Genomic DNA, 16,637 nt, shown 5'->3' with positions numbered 1-16,637 from the left:
ATTTATATCGAATAATGCGTCTTGGGATGAGTGAAGTCAAGCACCCTGGGGAAAGTCCCTGGCAAGGGCGCACGTGAACGTGACGGGTGCGGCCGAATGCGCTTCGCGTGCAGTGGTGAGGAAGGGGCGAGTGCTGCGGCCAGTACCGACGCAGCGGCGGAGGACACGGTACGAACGCGTTCTCAGAAATGCACGAAAGTTTGCTCGTACGGGGTCACTAACGAAGAGGTCCAGTCGCGTCGTTGTCAGGGCACCCGACTGGCCTGCGACACAAACTTGGTGACGAGGTAGCCATCGAACGTCTCGATGCCTCCTTCGCTGCCCATGCCGCTCTCCTTCACGCCCCCCAGTGGCGTCTCGGCCAATGCCAGGCCGAAATGGTTGATTCCAACCATTCCGGCCTCGATACGACCTGCAACGTATTCGGCGGTCGCGATCGAATTGGTGAACACGTAGGAAGCCAGGCCGTATGGCAGTGCGTTGGCACGTGACAACACCTCTTCAGTGCTACTGAATGTCGTTATCGGAACAACGGGTCCGAATGGTTCCTCGACCATCAGGCGCGCGTCATCGGGCACGCCGGTGAGGATGGTCGGGGGGAAGAAGTAACCTGTTTCAGCCAGACGGCTGCCACCACACACCAGCGATGCGCCGCGCTCCCGCGCGTCCGTCACCAGGGCCTGCATTGCGTCGATGCGTCGTTCGTGGGCCAGCGGTCCCATCTGGGTCTGGGGATCGAGGCCGTCTCCGACCCGTAGCGGCGCGTATTCGGCAGCGAAGGCATTCACGAACCGCTCATAGGCTTTTTCGTGCACGAAGAAGCGGCTCGGTGCCATGCAGACCTGACCGGCATTGCGTGTCTTGGTGCGCGCCAGAAAACGCGCTGCCTGTTCTACGTCAGAATCGTCGAACACCAGCACCGGCGAGTGACCCCCTAGTTCCATCGTCATGCGCTTCATCTGCGCGCCGGCCATCGACGCCAACTGTTTGCCGACAGTGGCGGAGCCAGTGAACGAAATCTTTCGCACCGCCGGAGCGTTGATGAGATGGGTGGAAACCTCGGACGGCACGCCCCAGACGACGTTGAGGCATCCCGATGGCAAACCTGCATCGTGAAATATACGCGCCAGCGCGACCACTGCGCTTGGCGAATCCTCAGGGCCCTTGAGTACTATCGTGCAGCCCGCACCCAAGGCGGCGACCACCTTGCGTAGTGCCAGGTTGAAGGGGAAGTTCCACGGTGTGAACGCAGCGCAAACACCTATGGGCTCACGGGAGACCGTCTGCCGCACGCCCGGCGTGCGCGCCGGAATCACGCGCCCATAAATACGCCGGCACTCCTCTGCATGCCATTCGGCGTGCTCAGCGCAACTTTGTACCTCCAGAATGGCTTCGGCCAAAGGCTTACCCTGGTCGAGGGTAATGTTACGGGCGATCTGCGGAGCTCGCTCCCGGATCAACGAGGCAACACGGCGCAGCAATGCTGAGCGTTCGATTGCCGGCGTGTGCCGCCAGACCTGGAATGCATCCGCCGCTGCGTTCACGGCATCATCCAGGTCCTGGGGCGTAGCGTGCGGCAATCGGGCGAACGCCTCGCCAGTTGCAGGGTTGATCACATCCTGTTCGGGTCGCCCACGGGCGCTCAGGAAACGGCCACCGATGTAGAGGGCGAGTGCTTCGTATTGTGCGGTTGTGGTGTCCATGGCGGCCTGACTCAAAGAAATACACTACCGCCGTCCACGGCGAGGGTTTGGCCGGTGACAAAGCCCGCACCATCACTGACCAGGTACGCGAGCGCCGCCACGAGGTCACCCGGCACCTGATCGCGCTGAATACAGCGGCCGGAAGTACGGGCGTTTTCACCAATGCGGTCTTGCAGATCGGTCTGCAGCACGCCGTCGCTCAGCGTGAAGCCCGGGGCAATCGCATTGACCGTAATGCTGTCCTTCGCCAGTTCCCGCGCAAGTGCGCGCGTGAAGGCAATGACGGCTCCCTTGCTGGCCACGTAGTGCGCCATATTCACCGGCCCCTTGATTGGCACAGTGGAAGCGATGTTCACCAGGCGCCCCCGGCCGCTCTTGCGCAGATGCGGCAACACTGCTTTGGCACAGTTGAATGGCCCCATGGTGTTGACTTCCATCACCCGCATCCATTCCTGATTCGTGATCTGCTCAAACGGCTTGAGCGTCAGGGTGGTAAACAGTGCGGCGTTATTGACCAGTCCATCGATTCCGCCGAACTCCGAGACTGCTGCGGCCGCCATGTCAGCGACATCTGCCTCGCTGACAACGTCCGTGCGCACGCCGATGACTTGATGTCCGGACTCACGAAGACGTGCTGCAGCTTCGTCTGCGCCACGCAGGTCGGCGATGACGACACGATGCCCCAGCTGTGCAAGGTGTTCGCTGAAAGCGTAGCCAATGCCGCTGGCACCGCCAGTGACAATAATGCGCTTGGGTAATTCAGGTTTCATGATTTCCTTCGCACGTCAGAATATTTCAGGTGGCAATGAGTGATCTATGTTCATGGGGCGGCCGCTTGCCCTCTGGTATGTAGCGAAATATCGGCAAAGGCTGATTAGGTGTCAACGAACCTGGCTAGAATGTCCGCATACCGGACTTTTATACGGAATTCGAATTTCGCGAGGGTCTATGGCGTCTCATGCGGGCGGGAAAGAATCACGGCAAAACGAACCGGAATACGTGATGGGGCTCGAAAAAGGGCTGTCCGTCATCGAAGCTTTCGGTATGAAAAAAGGACCGTTGACCGTGACACAGGCGGCCGAGATAACCGGCCATACCAAGGGTTCGGTACGACGCAGTTTGCTCACGCTTTGCAGGCTGGGCTATGCCACGCAGGATGGTTACAGTTTTGTCCTGGCACCCCGCGCTCTGAGGCTGGGCTACGCCTATGTCGTTTCAGATCCGCTGACCAAGGTCGCGCAACCCATTCTGGAGATCACCAGCGAACGCACGCAGGAGTCGGCCTCGATCGCAGTGCTGGATTTGCAGGATGCCGTCTTCGTCGCGCGCTCAACGCATCGGCGCCGCCTGTCCAGCGGTTTGGGTGTTGGCTCGCGCCTGCCTGCTTACTGTAGTGCCACAGGGCGCGTTTTGCTGTCAGGACGACCGCCGGCCGAGGTGAGATTCATGCTCAACAGAATGGCACGTCCCGCTCTGACGCCTCACACCCTCACTACGATCACCAGCATCATGAAGGAGATCGAATTTGTGGGCAGACACGGGTACGCCATCATCGATGAAGAACTGGAGATCGGTATTCGCTCAATCGCCGTTCCGATCCGCAACGCACGTGGTGAGATGGTTGCTGCCATGAGCCTTTCGGTGTCCACAAGCCGCATGACGCGCGAAGGCGTAGTGGAACACCTGCTGCCAGAACTTGAAAGCGCGCGCCGCCACCTTGCCGCCCTGTTGTAGCGCTCCGCCTCTCGTGCCGGGCAAAGTCAGCGAGCCTGCGCGGCGTGCCGCATACGTCAGGAAACATTCGTAGTACGGAACACGCCTCGCCAGCCGGCCTAAAGCGAACGTTGCAGGCGCGCGGCCGTTTCACGCAGCGCCGGCAGGAAGGTTTCCCGCAACGTTTCGATATTCACGCGCCCTGAATAGACGCTTACGCTCACCGCCGCCTCGATCTGCCCGGCGCTGTTCTTCACCGGAACCGCCATCGCCGACATGCCGATTTCGATCTCCTCGTCGCTGATCGCATAGCCGTCCTCTGCCGCGCGCCGGATCGCCTTCAACACCCCGTCGAGATTGGCCACGGTGCGATCGGTGAGCCGCTTCATGGGCACGCTTTCGAGGTGCGCGCGCACCTGCTCTTCAGGCAGGCCGGCGAGCAGCACGCGTCCCGTGGCTGAGCAATAGGCGGGCAAGCGGCCGCCGAGCTTCACGCCCGTCGACACGATACGGACCGCCTCGGCGCGTGCGATGAACACCGCATAACCCTCGTCCAGCACGGCCAACGAGACGGACTCCTGCAGCTTGTCGCGCGTGCTCGCCAGAAGCGGCTGTGCAATCTGCGGTAGCGAGGACGTGCTGAGGTAGGCGCTACCCAGTCTCAGCATGCGCGGCAGCGGCGTGAAGAACTTGCCGTCGTGGGCGAGATAGCCGTGCTCGACGAGCGTTAGCAGGCAGCGCCGCGCCGCGGGGCGGCTCAGGTCAGCCAGATTTGCCGCATCCGAAACGGTCATGCGCGTGGTGTTCGGGCCGAACGCCTCGATGATGGCCAGCCCTTTGGCCAGGCCCCCCATACCTTCCTTCGCGTGGGACTTGATGGTTCCGGACTCGTCTTCGATGGGCGACATTGCGCGCTCCTCTGTATTGACAGGGCTTTTGATGGGTGTCATATTGGGTCGTATATCGAACATTGTACGATATTCGAACACACCTGGGAGGGGCTGTCAACTGCAGTCCCGCCGAGGCCCCGGTAATCGGCGTTTGGCAAACGCCCTCTACGGAGTCAGCAACTTGAACATCATCCCCATCCAGCCGGCGCGCCGCGCCAGCATCGAGTGGCCCATCGAGGGCGTCACACGCGTGCCTTATGCGCTGTTCCAGAGTGACGATGCCTATGCGGACGAGCAGGAAGCGATCTTTCGTGGTCCGAACTGGAGTTATCTGTGCCTCGAAGCCGAGCTACCGAATCCGGGCGACTTCCGCAGTACGTTCATCGGCGATGCTCCCGTGGTGGTCACGCGCGACACGGACGGCGAGCTCTATGCATTCGAAAACCGCTGCGCGCATCGCGGCGCGATGGTTTGCCTGGAAGACGCGGGCAACGCGAAGGATTTCAGTTGCGTCTACCATGCCTGGACCTACAGCCTGCAGGGCGATCTGCTCGGCGTCGCGTTCCGGGACGGCATCAACGGCCAGGGCGGCATGAAGGAAGACTTCTGCCTCGGCGATCACGGCCTGCGCAAGCTGCGCGTGGCGACGCTCCACGGTCTCGTGTTCGGCAGCTTCTCCGACGACGTGCCAGCCCTCGACGAATACCTTGGCGACGAGATCGTCGAACGCATTGCACGTGTGCTTGAAAACCGCACGCCCGTTGTGCTCGGCCGCTTCACACAGATGTTGCCGAACAACTGGAAGCTCTATTTCGAGAACGTCAAGGATTCCTATCATGCAAGCATCCTGCATCTGTTCTTCACGACCTTCCAGTTGAACAAGCTGTCGCAGCGCGGTGGCATCATCGTCGACCCCAGCGGCGGGCATCACGTCAGCTATTCAGCAGTCGATCACGCGGCTGAAGCGGCGAAGCAGGCAGCCACGAAGGACTACGCAGCTCAGAACATCCGCTCGGAGAGCGGCCACCGCCTCGAAGATACCTCGGTGCTTGCGGGCACCGACGAGTTCGGCGACGGCATCACGCTGCAGATTCTTTCAGTCTTTCCGGGCTTCGTGCTCCAGCAGATCCAGAACGCCATCGCGGTGCGCCAGATCTTGCCACGCGGCGTGCGCCAGACCGAACTGAATTGGATCTATCTCGGCTTCGAGGACGATACGCCCGAGTTGCGGGAAATGCGTCTGCGCCAGGCGAACCTCGTGGGCCCGGCCGGGTATGTTTCGATGGAGGACGGCTGCGTGGGCGGCTTCGTGCAGCGCGGAATCGACGGGGCAAGCGACGCACGCTCGGTGATTGAGATGGGCGGCGACGGCACGACCAGCAGTGCGATCCGCGTAACGGAAGCATCGATTCGAGGCTTCTGGAAGGCCTACCGTAACGCAATGGGATATTGACGATGACGCAGGACATCCACCAACTGATCGCCCATGCGCAGGCCGAATACGTGCGCTGCATCGACGACGGCGACCTCGGGCAGTGGCCCGAGTTCTTCATCACGTCGTGCGTGTACAGGGTCACGACCGCCGATAACCATCGCCGCGGTCTCGTGGGCAGCATGATCTACGCGGCCTCCCACGGCATGCTGGTCGACAGGGTTGCGTCGCTGCGCGACGCCAATGTCTATGAACGGCACGCCTACCGCCATCTGCTCGGGCAACCGTATGTGATCAGCGACGACGGCACTGAGGTGCGCAGCGAAACATCGTTCATGGTCGCGCGCATCATGCGCGACGGGACCACCGACCTGTTTGCGACGGGTCGCTATTGCGACGTGTACGTGCGCGACGAGGCGGGCGTGCGGTTGCGCGAGCGCGTCGTCGTGTGCGACAGCTCGCGTATCGACACGCTGCTTGCGTTGCCGCTATGACGCCCGCGAACCTGCCTGGGAGGCGCATGCGATGGTGGCCGCGCCGGCTGATCCGCCCCGAACTTCGACCGACACCTGCTGACAACGCATCGAGGTGACATCTTGGACTTTTTAATTTCCGTCGCTGACAGCGACATAACGTTTCCGTGCGCGGCCGGTGAAACCGTGCTCGACGCGGCCGAACGCGCCGGCTATGTGGTGCCGTACTCATGCCGCAAGGGCGTCTGCGCGTCCTGCGAAGGACGCCTCGTGGCGGGCGAGGGGTGTTCGACGGTGCAGGGCGCAGTGGCGGCGCCGGCCGAGCGCGCGCTGCTGTGCTGCCTAAGCCCCGACACGGACCTGACGATCGCGCCGCGTCGCATCGAGAAGCGCGACCCCGTCGTGCGCAAGACGCTCGAGGTCTCCGTGTACCGCATCACGCAGCCGGCCTCCGACGTCAGCATCCTGCAGTTGCGGCTGCCCGCGGGTGTGCGCGCGAAGTTCGGTGCCGGCCAGTATCTGCAGATCGAACTGGAGGACGGCACGCGGCGCAACTATTCGATGGCGAATGCGCCGCACGAGAACGACAGCGTGCAGCTGCACGTGCGCCACGTGCCTGGCGGCCGATTCTCCGAAGGCGTGCTGGGCCGCCTCGCGAAGGGCGACAGGCTGCGCATCGAGCTGCCGTTCGGAGAGTTCACGCTACGCGAAGGGTCGAACAGGCCCGCCGTGCTGCTCGCGACAGGCACGGGGTTCGCGCCGGTGAAGTCGATCGTCGAGGACGCCATCAAGCGCAAGCTCGGACGGCCGTTGCATCTGTACTGGGGCGCGCGCCGCGCCGAAGACCTCTATCTCGCGGCACCCGCGCAGAAATGGCACGACAGTGGCCGCGTGAAGTTCGTGCCGGTGCTGTCCGAAGCGGACGAGGCGTGGACGGGCCGGCGCGGTTTCGTGCACGAGGCTGTGCTCGAAGACTTCGGCTCGCTCGCGGGATATGAAGTGTACGCATGCGGCAACCCGTCGATGACGAGCGCCGCGCGCGACACCTTCGTGAAGACCGGCTTGCCCGAAGACGACTTCTTCAGCGACGCATTCGTTCATACCGGCTGACGCAGTGCGAAAAGAAAGAGCGCCCAGGCCGAAAAAACCTGGTTGATTCCGGCCGGGGCAGTGGGATCCGTTTGGAAAAGGCGCCTCAGGCGGTGTGCCATTCTTTCATGTGCGGGTCTGCAAAATTGCGAAGACTCTCCAGTGCCATGGCCACCGCGACGCGATTGACGTTCTCGGCGTGCCAGTAGACCGATACCGAGCCGAAGCCTTCGAGTTGAACCGGCAGAATGCGAAGCGCGTTCAGTTGCTCAAAGCGAAGCGCGGCCCGATGCGAGGCGACGCCCACCAGATCAGTGTTGTTCAGCAGCGTGAGATTGAAAATCGACGAATTCGATTCGACGCAGTGATTGGGCAGCGTGCGTGCCGCGGCCGCGAGCGCCGTCTCCAGCGCGTTGCGCACGGGCGTGCCCTGCGGCCAGACGATCCACGAATACGCGAGCACGTCGTCCCAGCCGAGTTGTGCTTTTTCCATGAGCGCATGATCTGGCCGTGCGACGAAGTTGATCGGCTCCGTATATAGCGTTTCGGTCTGCAGCTGTGGGTCGTCGTACTGCTGTCCCGAGCGGCCGACAACGATATCGAGTTCCCCGCGCGCAAGCTGTGGCATCAATTGGTTCATTGTGCTTTCGACCAGCCGAACCTGCGCCCGCGGCATGCGCTCGAGAAGCCGCGAGACCGCGAGCGGCACCGTGTCTGCCGCCGATACGCCCGAGGTCCCAATGCTGACGAGGCCGCTGCCGCCCGCGCGCAGCGCCTGCATGTCGTCGCGCGCAATGTCGAGACGCGCTTCGATCCGGCGCGCGTGCTCGATCAGCGCCTCGCCATACGACGTGGGTCGCAGGCCGCGCGCATGCCTCTCAAAAAGGGGCAGGCCGACGTCTTCCTCGAGTTCCTTCAGCCATTTCGACAGCGCCGGCTGCGTCGTGTTGAGCGCCGCGGCCGACTGGCTGAGATTGCCCGTGCTTGCGAGGCTCAGCAGTACCTGCAGATGCCTCAGTCGCAGGCGGTAAGTCCAGTCCATTGCGCAGCTCCTTCGTCACGATTTTCGTCAGTCCTGTGTTGCAGGTATATCCAAAACCGTATGGATTAGATGATTTCACCATTTTACTGGGCATGGCACTGTCGCATATAAATCATTGTGCGGGATCCACTGAGCCGCCGCGGCCGGCTAGTGAGTCGGAACCCACGAGACACCATAAAGGAGACGCGAATGACGAGTAACAATCCGGGCGAATCGCGCGCGGCCTATTACGAGCGGATCGCCCAGCAGGGTATGGCTCCGCTTTGGGAATCGCTGCACAACCTGGTGCCCAAGGCACCGCAACCGAAAGCGCGGCCTGCGATCTGGAAGTACGCGCAAGTGCGCGAACTGGTGATGCAGGCGGGTGCCGTGATCAGCGCGGAAGAAGCCGTGCGCCGCGTGCTGGTGCTTGAAAACCCGGGCCTGCCGGGCAAGTCGAGCATGACGCCGAACCTGTACGCGGGACTCCAGTTGATCCTGCCCGGCGAGATCGCGCCGAGCCACCGGCATACGCAGTCGGCGCTTCGCTTCATCGTCGAAGGCGAGGGCGCGTGGACGGCTGTCAACGGCGAACGCACAACGATGCATCCGGGCGACTTCATCATCACACCATCTTGGACATGGCACGATCACGGTAATCCTTCCGTGGAGGAGGGCGGCGAGCCTGTCGTGTGGCTCGATGGCCTCGATATACCGCTCGTCGCGCAGATGGACGCCGGATTCGCCGAGAACTACCCCGAAGCGACACAGCCGGTTTCGCGCCCTGAAGGCGACAGCTTCGCGCGCTTCGGCCACAACATGGTGCCCGTGCGGCATCGCGTGTCCAATCCCACTTCACCGATTTTCAGCTACCCGTACGCGCGCAGCCGCGAAGCGCTCGACGCGCTGTACCGCAATGGCGAACTCGACGAATGGGACGGCGTGAAGCTGCGCTACGTGAATCCGGCCACAGGCGGTTGGCCGATGCCGACCATTGCGACCTTCATGCAATACCTGCCTGCCGGCTTCAAGGGCCGCACATATCGCAGCACCGATGCAACGGTGTATTGCGTCGTCGAAGGCAACGGCACAGTCAAGATCGGCAATGACGAATTCACCTTCGAGCCGCACGACGTGTTCGTCGTGCCGTCGTGGGCGCCCGTGCAACTGGCGGCATCGGCGGAAAGCGTGTTGTTTAGCTATTCGGATCGTCCTGTGCTCGCGGCATTGAATCTGCTGCGCGAAGAGCGCAGCTAGACGCGTTACTTTCCTTTCCAGGCGCCGCATTGGCGGTGAGCTACCAATCCTATTTGCCGAGTCCAACTCATCATGACCTTTGTTTTCCCGCCCGAAGCGCCCGTTGCTGTACCCGTCGCCGGTAGCGACGCTCAATTCGCGGTGCGCCGCGTCTATTGCGTTGGCCGCAACTACGCCGCGCATGCGCGCGAAATGGGCTTTGATCCCGATCGCGAACCGCCGTTCTTCTTCTGCAAGCCGGCCGATGCCGTCGTGCCCGTCGCTTACGGCGAAACGCTAGAACTGGCTTACCCTTCGCAGACGCAGAACTACCATTACGAAGCCGAACTCGTCGCTGTGATTGGCAAAGGCGGCTCGGATATCCCGCTCGAACAGGCTCTCGATCACGTATGGGGCTACGCGGTCGGCCTCGACATGACGCGGCGCGATCTGCAGATGAAAATGCGCGAAATGGGCCGTCCGTGGGAGATTGGCAAGGCGTTTGACCGCTCGGCGCCGATCGGGCCGATTCATCCGACGAGCGAGGTCGGTCACTTCGAAAACGCCGGCCTGTGGCTGACGGTCAACGGCGAGACCAAACAGAAGAGTGACGTGTCGCATCTGATTTGGTCGGTCGCGGAGACGGTGGCGTATTTGTCTAAGTTCTTCCGCGTCGAACCGGGTGACCTGATCTTCACGGGCACGCCTGAAGGCGTCGGCGCGGTGCAGAAGGGAGATACGATGAAGGTTGGTGTCGAACGTCTTGGCGAAGTAACGGTGCGTGTGGCCTGAGATACGTAATCTGCATTCATCGGAGGTCTACCCGTGCAACTCCATAGCTTCTTCAATAGTTCGACGTCGTACCGCGTACGCATTGCACTTGCGCTCAAGGAACTCGCGTACGAGACGCTGCCCGTTAACATCCGCGTGGGCGAACATCGCGCAGAGGACTATGTGGCGAACGTGAATCCGTCCGCGTCGGTGCCCGCGCTCATCGATGACGATTTCAGACTCGGCCAGTCGCTCGCGATCATCGACTACCTCGACCAGAAATACCCCGAGCCGCGCCTGATTCCGCTCGAACCGGCCCTGCGGGCGCGCGTGCTCGAGTTCGCCGCGCTGATCTCGTGCGACATCCATCCCCTCAATAACTTGCGGGTGTTGCGATATCTGGAAACGGAACTCGAAGTCACGCCGCAGCAGAAAAGCTCGTGGTACCGGCACTGGATCGCCCAGGGCATGGCGGGCGCCGAGCGCATGCTCGAACGCGGCAACACAGGTCCGTGGTGCTTTGGCGCGCAGCCGACGCTCGCCGACATGTGCCTCGTGCCACAGGTCGCCAACGCGCTGCGCATGGACTGCGACCTGAGTCCGTATCCGCGCAGTCTCGCCGTCTTTGAGCACGCGTCGAAACACCCGGCATTCGAAGCCGCGCAGCCGCAGCGCCAGCCCGATTACATCGCCTGATTACATGGGACTGGAGTGAGCTTGGGACCGGAGTAAGCGCTAAAGAGCTAACTTCTGTCGACACGCCAACTCCTGTCGACAATGGAGACAAACATGATTGAGACAGACAGCAAAGGGCGGCGCGTGCTCGTGATCGGCGGCGGTATTGGCGGCTTGGCCGCCGCGCTGGCGCTCGCACGTCAAGGCATTCACATACAGCTGCTGGAGCAGGCCCCTGAGATACAGGAAATCGGCGCAGGAATCCAGTTGGCCGCAAATGCGTTCAACGCGCTCGATGCACTGGGCGTCGGTGAAGCGGCGCGCAGCCGCGCTGTCTTTACGGATTACCTGAAACTGATGGATGCGCTTGACGCAAAAGAGGTGATGCGAATCGACGTCGGCGCCCCGTATCGTACGCGCTTTGGCAATCCATATGCGGTGATTCATCGTGCCGACATTCACCAGTCGATACTCGAAGCTGTGAAGGATCATCCGTTGATCCAGTTCCGCACCAACACGAGGGTCTGCGAACTCGACCAGAATGCCGGCGGTGTGACCGTCATCGATCAGAATGGCGAGCGGTACGACGCGAATGCCGTGATCGGTTGCGATGGCGTGAAGTCGGCAATACGCAAGGCATTGATCGGCGACGAGCATCGCGTGACGGGACATGTCGTGTATCGCGCCGTCGTTGATGTCGAAAACATGCCGAAGGATTTGCAGGTCAATGCGCCTGTGGTGTGGGCGGGCCCGAATTGCCACCTCGTGCACTACCCGCTGCGAGGCGGCAAGCAATACAACCTCGTCGTCACGTTCCACAGTCGCGAGAAAGAAGAATGGGGGGTGCGCGAAGGCAGCAAGGAGGAAGTGCTGTCCTATTTCGAAGGCATTCATCCGTTGCCACATCAGATGCTCGACCGACCAACTTCGTGGAAGCGCTGGGCCACGGCGGACCGGGACCCTGTCGAGCGCTGGAGCTATGGCCGTGCGACGGTGCTTGGCGACGCCGCGCATCCGATGACGCAATACCTGGCACAAGGCGCCTGCCAGGCGCTCGAAGATGCCGTTACGCTGGGTGCCGCCGTCGCTGTGACGGGTGGCGATTTCGAAGCCGCGTTCAAACTATACGAGACTGCACGTATTCCGCGCACGGCGCGCGTGTTGTATTCGGCACGTGAAATGGGTCGCATCTATCACGCGAAGGGCGTTGAGCGACAAGTTCGGAATTCCCTTTGGATCGGCCGAACGCAGGAGCAGTTTTACGACGCACTGCAATGGTTGCACGGCTGGCGCGCGGAAGAGTGCTTGAAGGGCGTCATTTGAGATTTGACGCGGTACGCGGCAGCAGCCATTGCCGGGCTTGGTTTGGTTTGCAACAAACTATTGCCAGCAGCGTGTCGAGCTTGAAGCCGAGAATGTCCCGGCATTAGTTGGGGCAATGTGCTTCAGCTTTTACTTGAACTGGGAGACACAAATTGGATTCGAAGCGTCAGGAACAGCAAGACAAGGCGGAGATCCGTGAAGTCCACACGCGCTACTGCCGAGGCATCGATCGCATGGACTTCGATCTGGTGCGTTCGTGTTATCACCCAGACGCGATTGACCGACATGGTGCTTACGAAGGCGGGGTCGAAGGATTTATCGAGTCATCTAGGGTGGTTCGTGGGTGAGGGCATGATAATCAGTCAACCGGATTAAATTCCTGGCAGGAGTGCTTCCTCAGGTCTAGCAGGCGTTCTAGTTGCTGATTCGAAGCAAACGACGATTAGCGCGTCACAAGAAACGGTCGAACCCGTGTTGACCGATTGTTGTCACTAGAGCAACGGAGAGTTAAAAAACCAGTACTTACCCTAATGATTTTTGCCCTTTAGACTGTGCGCAGCAGTGGCCGAGCAGGTCCTTCGTAGCGCCACTAACAGAAATCATTGAGGTACGTCACGATGAAGTCATTCACCCGGAAGGTCCTTGTTGCTGCCCTTATTGCAGCCCCCGTTGCGTCGTTTGCTCAATCCAATCAGCCGGTAAGCCGTGAGCAGGTGCGTGCCGAACTGGCGCAGGTCGAGAAAGCCGGCTATAACCCGCGCGACGGGATTCACTACCCGGAAAATATCCAGGCCGCTGAAGCAAAAGTGACGGCACAGAACGCCACAGCCCAAGCAGGTGTTTCGGGATATGGCGGTGCCGCCAACGGAACGTCTCGTTCGGGTTCGGAAAGCGGTATGCAATAGTGATGGGGGGGCGCCGCTTTCGTAAGCGTCCGATCCTGACCGTGCTTGACTGCGCGCGGGTCTCGATGTTCCCGAGGTTATCCGGGCGACTTTGAGCAGGACTATGCGGCTGTTCGTATCGGCGTATAGCCTCAGTCTGACGGGTTCCCGCAATATGTCGGCTATCGACAGATCGGGGAACCGCCCAAGGGTATAACTGCAATCCTTGCCATCCAGCCGGTAGTCAAATTTCCATACCTTCGAACCCGGGACCGACACCCGTAGATACATGGAGTCGCGATCACGGAGCTTATAGGGCTTGTCTTGCGGTTTGGCGTTCAGCAGCAGCGGGTGGGCGAGCTTCATGGAGTTCTCTTCGACGGATAACTACCATGAAATTCGCCCGCAATTTACTCGCGAAGCTTGCGGAAACCGACGGATTCCTCTGGAGGGAATCGGACAGGTCGTCATGCACTGGACGCGCAACCGGAGCGAATGCGTAAAGCCTCAGCCATTCGCCGTAACCCTGTACGAGAAAGCCTCCGGAACGTTCTATGTATTGCTGGCGGGACGTTTCATAGACTTGCCGGAGCGCAAACCACGGGACATGCGGCAAGTCATGGTGAACCAAATGATAGTTGTTATTCAGGAACAGCAGCCGCCAGAACCACGCGGCCTCATTGATGACGGTGCGATGCTCGTGATCCGTCTTCTCGTACATTCGGCGTAAGTGACAAGGCAGTCATACTTCCGGCGGCGCTGCGCGCGCCGAAGCCTACTTCATAAAACCCATTCGCTCGTTTTCGCGCTTCGCTCAACGCCGCGGCTCGCCGGTGCATCCCCACGTTTCTCCAATCCGCCAGCGCTTCGTTTGTATTAGCTGGAACTCGCCCCATCAGACACTGTCTGTCGAGTTAAGTGCTGACGTCTACACTTCATTCGAGGTACGAACTGACACCTGCATGCGCTACCGCGACTTGTCGGCCGCTCGGAGCCCCGAGCGGCACTTCCCGAAACAGATATGCTTTCCGGCGCCTCGCCGAGTCGAAGTCGACGGCTCCCACCACCCCAAAACAAAGCCACTGGTTTCTCATGCAGCCCGTCCGCGCCGAGGCAAGGCCGATGGCTCCCCCCATGTCCAAACGAAGCCATGGATTTGCATGATGAACCCTTCCGGCGAGCACATAGTGCGAGGCGGGAAGCATGACTGCCTTGTCACTTACGCCGAATGTGCGAGAACACAGATTCCAGATGCACCACTACCGCGACTGCGCGAGGGACCCGCTTAGCAGGGGTCTTTAGCCGCTTTCTCTTGCTTACTTCTCTTTGCGGCGGCAAAGAGAAGTAAGTGCCCGCCCCGCACAGGGGCGACACTAATAAACCAATATCAATTCAAGGCAAGGCCAACGCCGCAGGCAACCAGACAAACAAGCGCCGCGCAGGCAAAAAAACCGCCCACCGCCTACGGCGAACAAAAAAACCCCAATTAAGCCGAAGGCTTCTTATAGGCGACGCAGTCAACTTCGACTCGACAATCAATCACCATAGAAGAAACCACACAAGCCCGAGCCGGCGGATTCTCGCCAAAATACTCCCGAAACACCTTATTGAAAGAAGCAAAATCACGCGGATCATCAAGCCACACCCCACAGCGGACAACATGCTCCGCCCCATACCCAGCTTCCTTCAAAATGGCAAAAACATTCTGAATCGCCTTGCGCGATTGCTCAACGATGCCACCGTTGATCACCTCACCGTTCTCCATCGGCGTCTGCCCAGAAACAAACAACCAGCCATCCGCTTCGACTGCCCGAGCAAAGGGCATATGTTGACCACCAGTACCCTTGCCGCCTTCAACGCCATATCGCTTCATCATCCAACTCCTTCAAAAGTCCGGCACGCGCCAACGAATACGCATGCCGCATCGATCAGAAAACCAAAATCAAAACGCGCCGTGCGCATCGCCCTTCGACGCCGCACCCCGCGCAACAAAATGCCCTGCCCGTTCACCGGTCACCGCGCCATCGCGGTAAGTCAACACGCCATTCACCCACACCGCGTCGATGCCATCGGCGGCCTGTTGCGGATTCTCGAACGTCGCCGCGTCGCGAACCCTGGCCGGGTCGAACAACACCAGATCCGCGTGATAACCGATACGCACCTCGCCTCGCTGCGTCAAACCAAACCGTTGCGCCGACAAGCTGGTCATCTTGCGCACCGCCTCTTCGAGCGGCAGCAACTTCGCATCGCGCGCGTAGTGGCCGAGCACGCGCGGAAACGCGCCCCACAAACGCGGATGCGGCAGCGGATCGTTCGGCAAACCATCTGAGCCGACCATCGTTGCGGGATGCGACAGAATCCGCCGCACGTCGTCCTCAGACATGTTGTGATACACCGCGCCCGCCGGCTGCAAGCGCTTGCCCGCCTCCTGCTGCGTGACGCCCCACTCGGCGGCAATTTCCTTGATCAGCTTGCCCGCCATCTCGGGATGCGGCTCCGACCACGTAATCGTGATGTCGATATCGCCCGTCACCTGCTTCAGATCGAGCGTCGACGAACTGCGGTTGTACGGATAGCAATCGCAGCCGATCGGCTGCAAACGACGCGCGCCTTCCAGCGACTTCAGCACCTCTTCGCTGCGCCCCCAGTTCGACGGCCCCGCGCACTTCAGATGCGAAATCACCACCGGCACATGTGCGTGACGGCCCACCCGATAGGCTTCGTCCATCGCGTCGAGAATCGCGTCGAACTCGGTACGCATGTGCGTCGTGTAAAGCGCACCCGCAGCGGCCAGCGGCTCGGCCAGCGCCATCACCTCTTCGGTCGGCGCCGAGAAAGCAGAGCCGTACGCGAGTCCCGAACTCAAACCCAGCGCCCCGTTCGACAACGCCTCTTCGAGTTGCGCACGCATGCCGTCGATTTCCTCGGCCGTCGCCGCGCGATCGAGTCGGTCCATCTGATTGCTGCGCAACGCCGTGTGCCCAATCAGCGCGCCGACATTCACCGCGGGACGCGCCGCGTTCACCGCTTCGACGTACGCAGCGAAAGTCGGGTATTGGAACGCGTCACGCTCGCCGAGCAGGTTCATCGGATCAGGCGGATCGCCCTTCAACGAAACCGGCGACGCGCTGATCCCGCAATTGCCGACGATCACCGTTGTCACGCCCTGGGTGATCTTCGGCAACATTTGCGGCGACTGGATCACGTGCGTGTCGTCATGCGTATGAACGTCGATGAAGCCCGGCGCCAGCGCGCGGCCGTTGGCCTCGATCACCTCTTCGGCGAGCCAGTTCGACAGATTGCCGATCGCGACGATGCGACCGTCACGGATCGCGACGTCGCGTTCGACCGGCGGCGCGCCCGTGCCGTCGTACAGTTGCGCGCCGACGATCAGCGTATCGGCGGCTTCGGGATGCGAATGCATGGA

At 61.1% G+C, this 16,637-nt stretch carries 16 protein-coding genes and 2 pseudogenes; 10 read left to right on the top strand and 8 right to left on the bottom strand.

Annotated elements, in window-relative coordinates; all coding sequences use genetic code 11:
• Positions 1–245: 245 nt before the first annotated feature.
• Both GNZ13_RS37665 and GNZ13_RS37660 read right to left on the bottom strand, forming a co-directional pair.
• On the bottom strand, positions 246–1,703 hold the full coding sequence (locus tag GNZ13_RS37665; RefSeq protein ID WP_172174419.1) for an NAD-dependent succinate-semialdehyde dehydrogenase: 1,458 nt from the start codon (positions 1,701–1,703) through the stop codon (positions 246–248).
• An 11-nt stretch (positions 1,704–1,714) separates the two neighbouring features.
• Positions 1,715–2,473 carry an SDR family NAD(P)-dependent oxidoreductase gene (locus tag GNZ13_RS37660; RefSeq protein ID WP_172174416.1) on the bottom strand — a complete coding sequence of 253 codons (759 nt, stop codon included), beginning with the start codon at positions 2,471–2,473 and terminating at the stop codon, positions 1,715–1,717.
• Between the two features lie 232 nt (positions 2,474–2,705).
• Here GNZ13_RS37660 and GNZ13_RS37655 point away from each other — a divergent pair, with 232 nt between their 5' ends.
• Positions 2,706–3,437 (top strand): IclR family transcriptional regulator domain-containing protein, encoded by a 732-nt coding sequence (locus GNZ13_RS37655; RefSeq protein WP_236002368.1) that lies wholly within the window; start codon positions 2,706–2,708, stop codon positions 3,435–3,437.
• 98 nt (positions 3,438–3,535) lie between these two features.
• On the opposite strand, the gene GNZ13_RS37650 is transcribed toward GNZ13_RS37655, so the two are convergent.
• Positions 3,536–4,324 carry an IclR family transcriptional regulator domain-containing protein gene (locus GNZ13_RS37650; RefSeq protein WP_236002367.1) on the bottom strand — a complete coding sequence of 263 codons (789 nt, stop codon included), beginning with the start codon at positions 4,322–4,324 and terminating at the stop codon, positions 3,536–3,538.
• A gap of 163 nt (positions 4,325–4,487) precedes the next feature.
• On the opposite strand from GNZ13_RS37650, the gene GNZ13_RS37645 reads away from it, so the two are divergent.
• The 3 genes from GNZ13_RS37645 (at position 4,488) to GNZ13_RS37635 (ending at position 7,321) form a co-directional block, all read left to right on the top strand.
• A complete protein-coding gene (locus tag GNZ13_RS37645) occupies positions 4,488–5,759 on the top strand; it encodes an aromatic ring-hydroxylating dioxygenase subunit alpha (RefSeq protein WP_172174407.1) in 1,272 nt (423 codons plus the stop codon).
• Positions 5,760–5,761: 2 nt separating this feature from the next.
• Positions 5,762–6,232 (top strand): aromatic-ring-hydroxylating dioxygenase subunit beta, encoded by a 471-nt coding sequence (locus tag GNZ13_RS37640; protein ID WP_172174404.1) that lies wholly within the window; start codon positions 5,762–5,764, stop codon positions 6,230–6,232.
• 102 nt (positions 6,233–6,334) lie between these two features.
• Positions 6,335–7,321, top strand: coding sequence for a 2Fe-2S iron-sulfur cluster-binding protein (locus GNZ13_RS37635; protein ID WP_172174401.1), 987 nt, complete (start codon positions 6,335–6,337; stop codon positions 7,319–7,321).
• An 85-nt stretch (positions 7,322–7,406) separates the two neighbouring features.
• Here GNZ13_RS37635 and GNZ13_RS37630 read toward each other — a convergent pair whose 3' ends face one another.
• Complete coding sequence (locus GNZ13_RS37630) at positions 7,407–8,342, bottom strand: LysR substrate-binding domain-containing protein (RefSeq protein WP_172174398.1); 936 nt, start codon at positions 8,340–8,342, stop codon at positions 7,407–7,409.
• 189 nt (positions 8,343–8,531) lie between these two features.
• Here GNZ13_RS37630 and gtdA point away from each other — a divergent pair, with 189 nt between their 5' ends.
• The 6 genes from gtdA to GNZ13_RS37600 all read left to right on the top strand — a co-directional run bounded on the left by gtdA (position 8,532) and on the right by GNZ13_RS37600 (position 13,231).
• Complete coding sequence (gene gtdA, locus GNZ13_RS37625) at positions 8,532–9,578, top strand: gentisate 1,2-dioxygenase (RefSeq protein WP_172174395.1); 1,047 nt, start codon at positions 8,532–8,534, stop codon at positions 9,576–9,578.
• 72 nt (positions 9,579–9,650) lie between these two features.
• The gene (locus GNZ13_RS37620) at positions 9,651–10,349 is read left to right on the top strand and encodes a fumarylacetoacetate hydrolase family protein (protein WP_172174392.1); all 699 of its coding nucleotides are present in this window, start codon (positions 9,651–9,653) and stop codon (positions 10,347–10,349) included.
• Positions 10,350–10,382: 33 nt separating this feature from the next.
• Positions 10,383–11,024, top strand: a complete 642-nt coding sequence (gene maiA, locus GNZ13_RS37615) for a maleylacetoacetate isomerase (protein WP_172174389.1) — start codon at positions 10,383–10,385, stop codon at positions 11,022–11,024.
• 93 nt (positions 11,025–11,117) lie between these two features.
• Positions 11,118–12,326 (top strand): 3-hydroxybenzoate 6-monooxygenase, encoded by a 1,209-nt coding sequence (locus GNZ13_RS37610; protein ID WP_172174386.1) that lies wholly within the window; start codon positions 11,118–11,120, stop codon positions 12,324–12,326.
• 152 nt (positions 12,327–12,478) lie between these two features.
• Positions 12,479–12,673: a nuclear transport factor 2 family protein gene (locus tag GNZ13_RS53630; RefSeq protein WP_268959227.1), complete on the top strand. Its 195-nt coding sequence runs from the start codon at positions 12,479–12,481 to the stop codon at positions 12,671–12,673.
• 270 nt (positions 12,674–12,943) lie between these two features.
• Positions 12,944–13,231, top strand: a complete 288-nt coding sequence (locus GNZ13_RS37600; RefSeq protein ID WP_172174383.1) for a DUF4148 domain-containing protein — start codon at positions 12,944–12,946, stop codon at positions 13,229–13,231.
• 216 nt (positions 13,232–13,447) lie between these two features.
• On the opposite strand, the pseudogene GNZ13_RS54440 reads toward GNZ13_RS37600, so the two are convergent.
• The 4 genes and pseudogenes from GNZ13_RS54440 to GNZ13_RS37585 all read right to left on the bottom strand — a co-directional run.
• A pseudogene (locus tag GNZ13_RS54440) lies at positions 13,448–13,501 on the bottom strand (hypothetical protein); the annotation flags it as partial.
• Positions 13,502–13,520: 19 nt separating this feature from the next.
• Positions 13,521–13,907: pseudogene (locus GNZ13_RS37595) on the bottom strand (fatty acid desaturase); the annotation flags it as partial.
• Between the two features lie 789 nt (positions 13,908–14,696).
• Positions 14,697–15,083, bottom strand: coding sequence for a RidA family protein (locus GNZ13_RS37590; protein WP_172174671.1), 387 nt, complete (start codon positions 15,081–15,083; stop codon positions 14,697–14,699).
• A gap of 69 nt (positions 15,084–15,152) precedes the next feature.
• Positions 15,153–16,634 carry an N-acyl-D-amino-acid deacylase family protein gene (locus tag GNZ13_RS37585; RefSeq protein WP_172174380.1) on the bottom strand — a complete coding sequence of 494 codons (1,482 nt, stop codon included), beginning with the start codon at positions 16,632–16,634 and terminating at the stop codon, positions 15,153–15,155.
• Between the last annotated feature and the right edge of the window lie 3 nt (positions 16,635–16,637).

It is taken from the genome of Paraburkholderia elongata (assembly GCF_013177735.1).
Taxonomy (GTDB): domain Bacteria; phylum Pseudomonadota; class Gammaproteobacteria; order Burkholderiales; family Burkholderiaceae; genus Paraburkholderia; species Paraburkholderia elongata.
This window is presented reverse-complemented; position numbering and strand designations above follow the sequence as displayed.

Coding starts and splice junctions, on each gene's coding strand:
- GNZ13_RS37600 (WP_172174383.1), top strand. CDS start 12,944: ATGAAGTCATTCACCCGGAAGGTCCTTGTTGCTGCCCTTATTGCAGCC.
- GNZ13_RS37620 (WP_172174392.1), top strand. CDS start 9,651: ATGACCTTTGTTTTCCCGCCCGAAGCGCCCGTTGCTGTACCCGTCGCC.
- GNZ13_RS37665 (WP_172174419.1), bottom strand. CDS start 1,703: ATGGACACCACAACCGCACAATACGAAGCACTCGCCCTCTACATCGGT.
- GNZ13_RS37610 (WP_172174386.1), top strand. CDS start 11,118: ATGATTGAGACAGACAGCAAAGGGCGGCGCGTGCTCGTGATCGGCGGC.
- GNZ13_RS37585 (WP_172174380.1), bottom strand. CDS start 16,634: ATGCATTCGCATCCCGAAGCCGCCGATACGCTGATCGTCGGCGCGCAA.
- GNZ13_RS37650 (WP_236002367.1), bottom strand. CDS start 4,324: ATGTCGCCCATCGAAGACGAGTCCGGAACCATCAAGTCCCACGCGAAG.
- gtdA (WP_172174395.1), top strand. CDS start 8,532: ATGACGAGTAACAATCCGGGCGAATCGCGCGCGGCCTATTACGAGCGG.
- GNZ13_RS37630 (WP_172174398.1), bottom strand. CDS start 8,342: ATGGACTGGACTTACCGCCTGCGACTGAGGCATCTGCAGGTACTGCTG.
- GNZ13_RS37640 (WP_172174404.1), top strand. CDS start 5,762: ATGACGCAGGACATCCACCAACTGATCGCCCATGCGCAGGCCGAATAC.
- GNZ13_RS37590 (WP_172174671.1), bottom strand. CDS start 15,083: ATGAAGCGATATGGCGTTGAAGGCGGCAAGGGTACTGGTGGTCAACAT.
- GNZ13_RS37660 (WP_172174416.1), bottom strand. CDS start 2,473: ATGAAACCTGAATTACCCAAGCGCATTATTGTCACTGGCGGTGCCAGC.
- GNZ13_RS37655 (WP_236002368.1), top strand. CDS start 2,706: ATGGGGCTCGAAAAAGGGCTGTCCGTCATCGAAGCTTTCGGTATGAAA.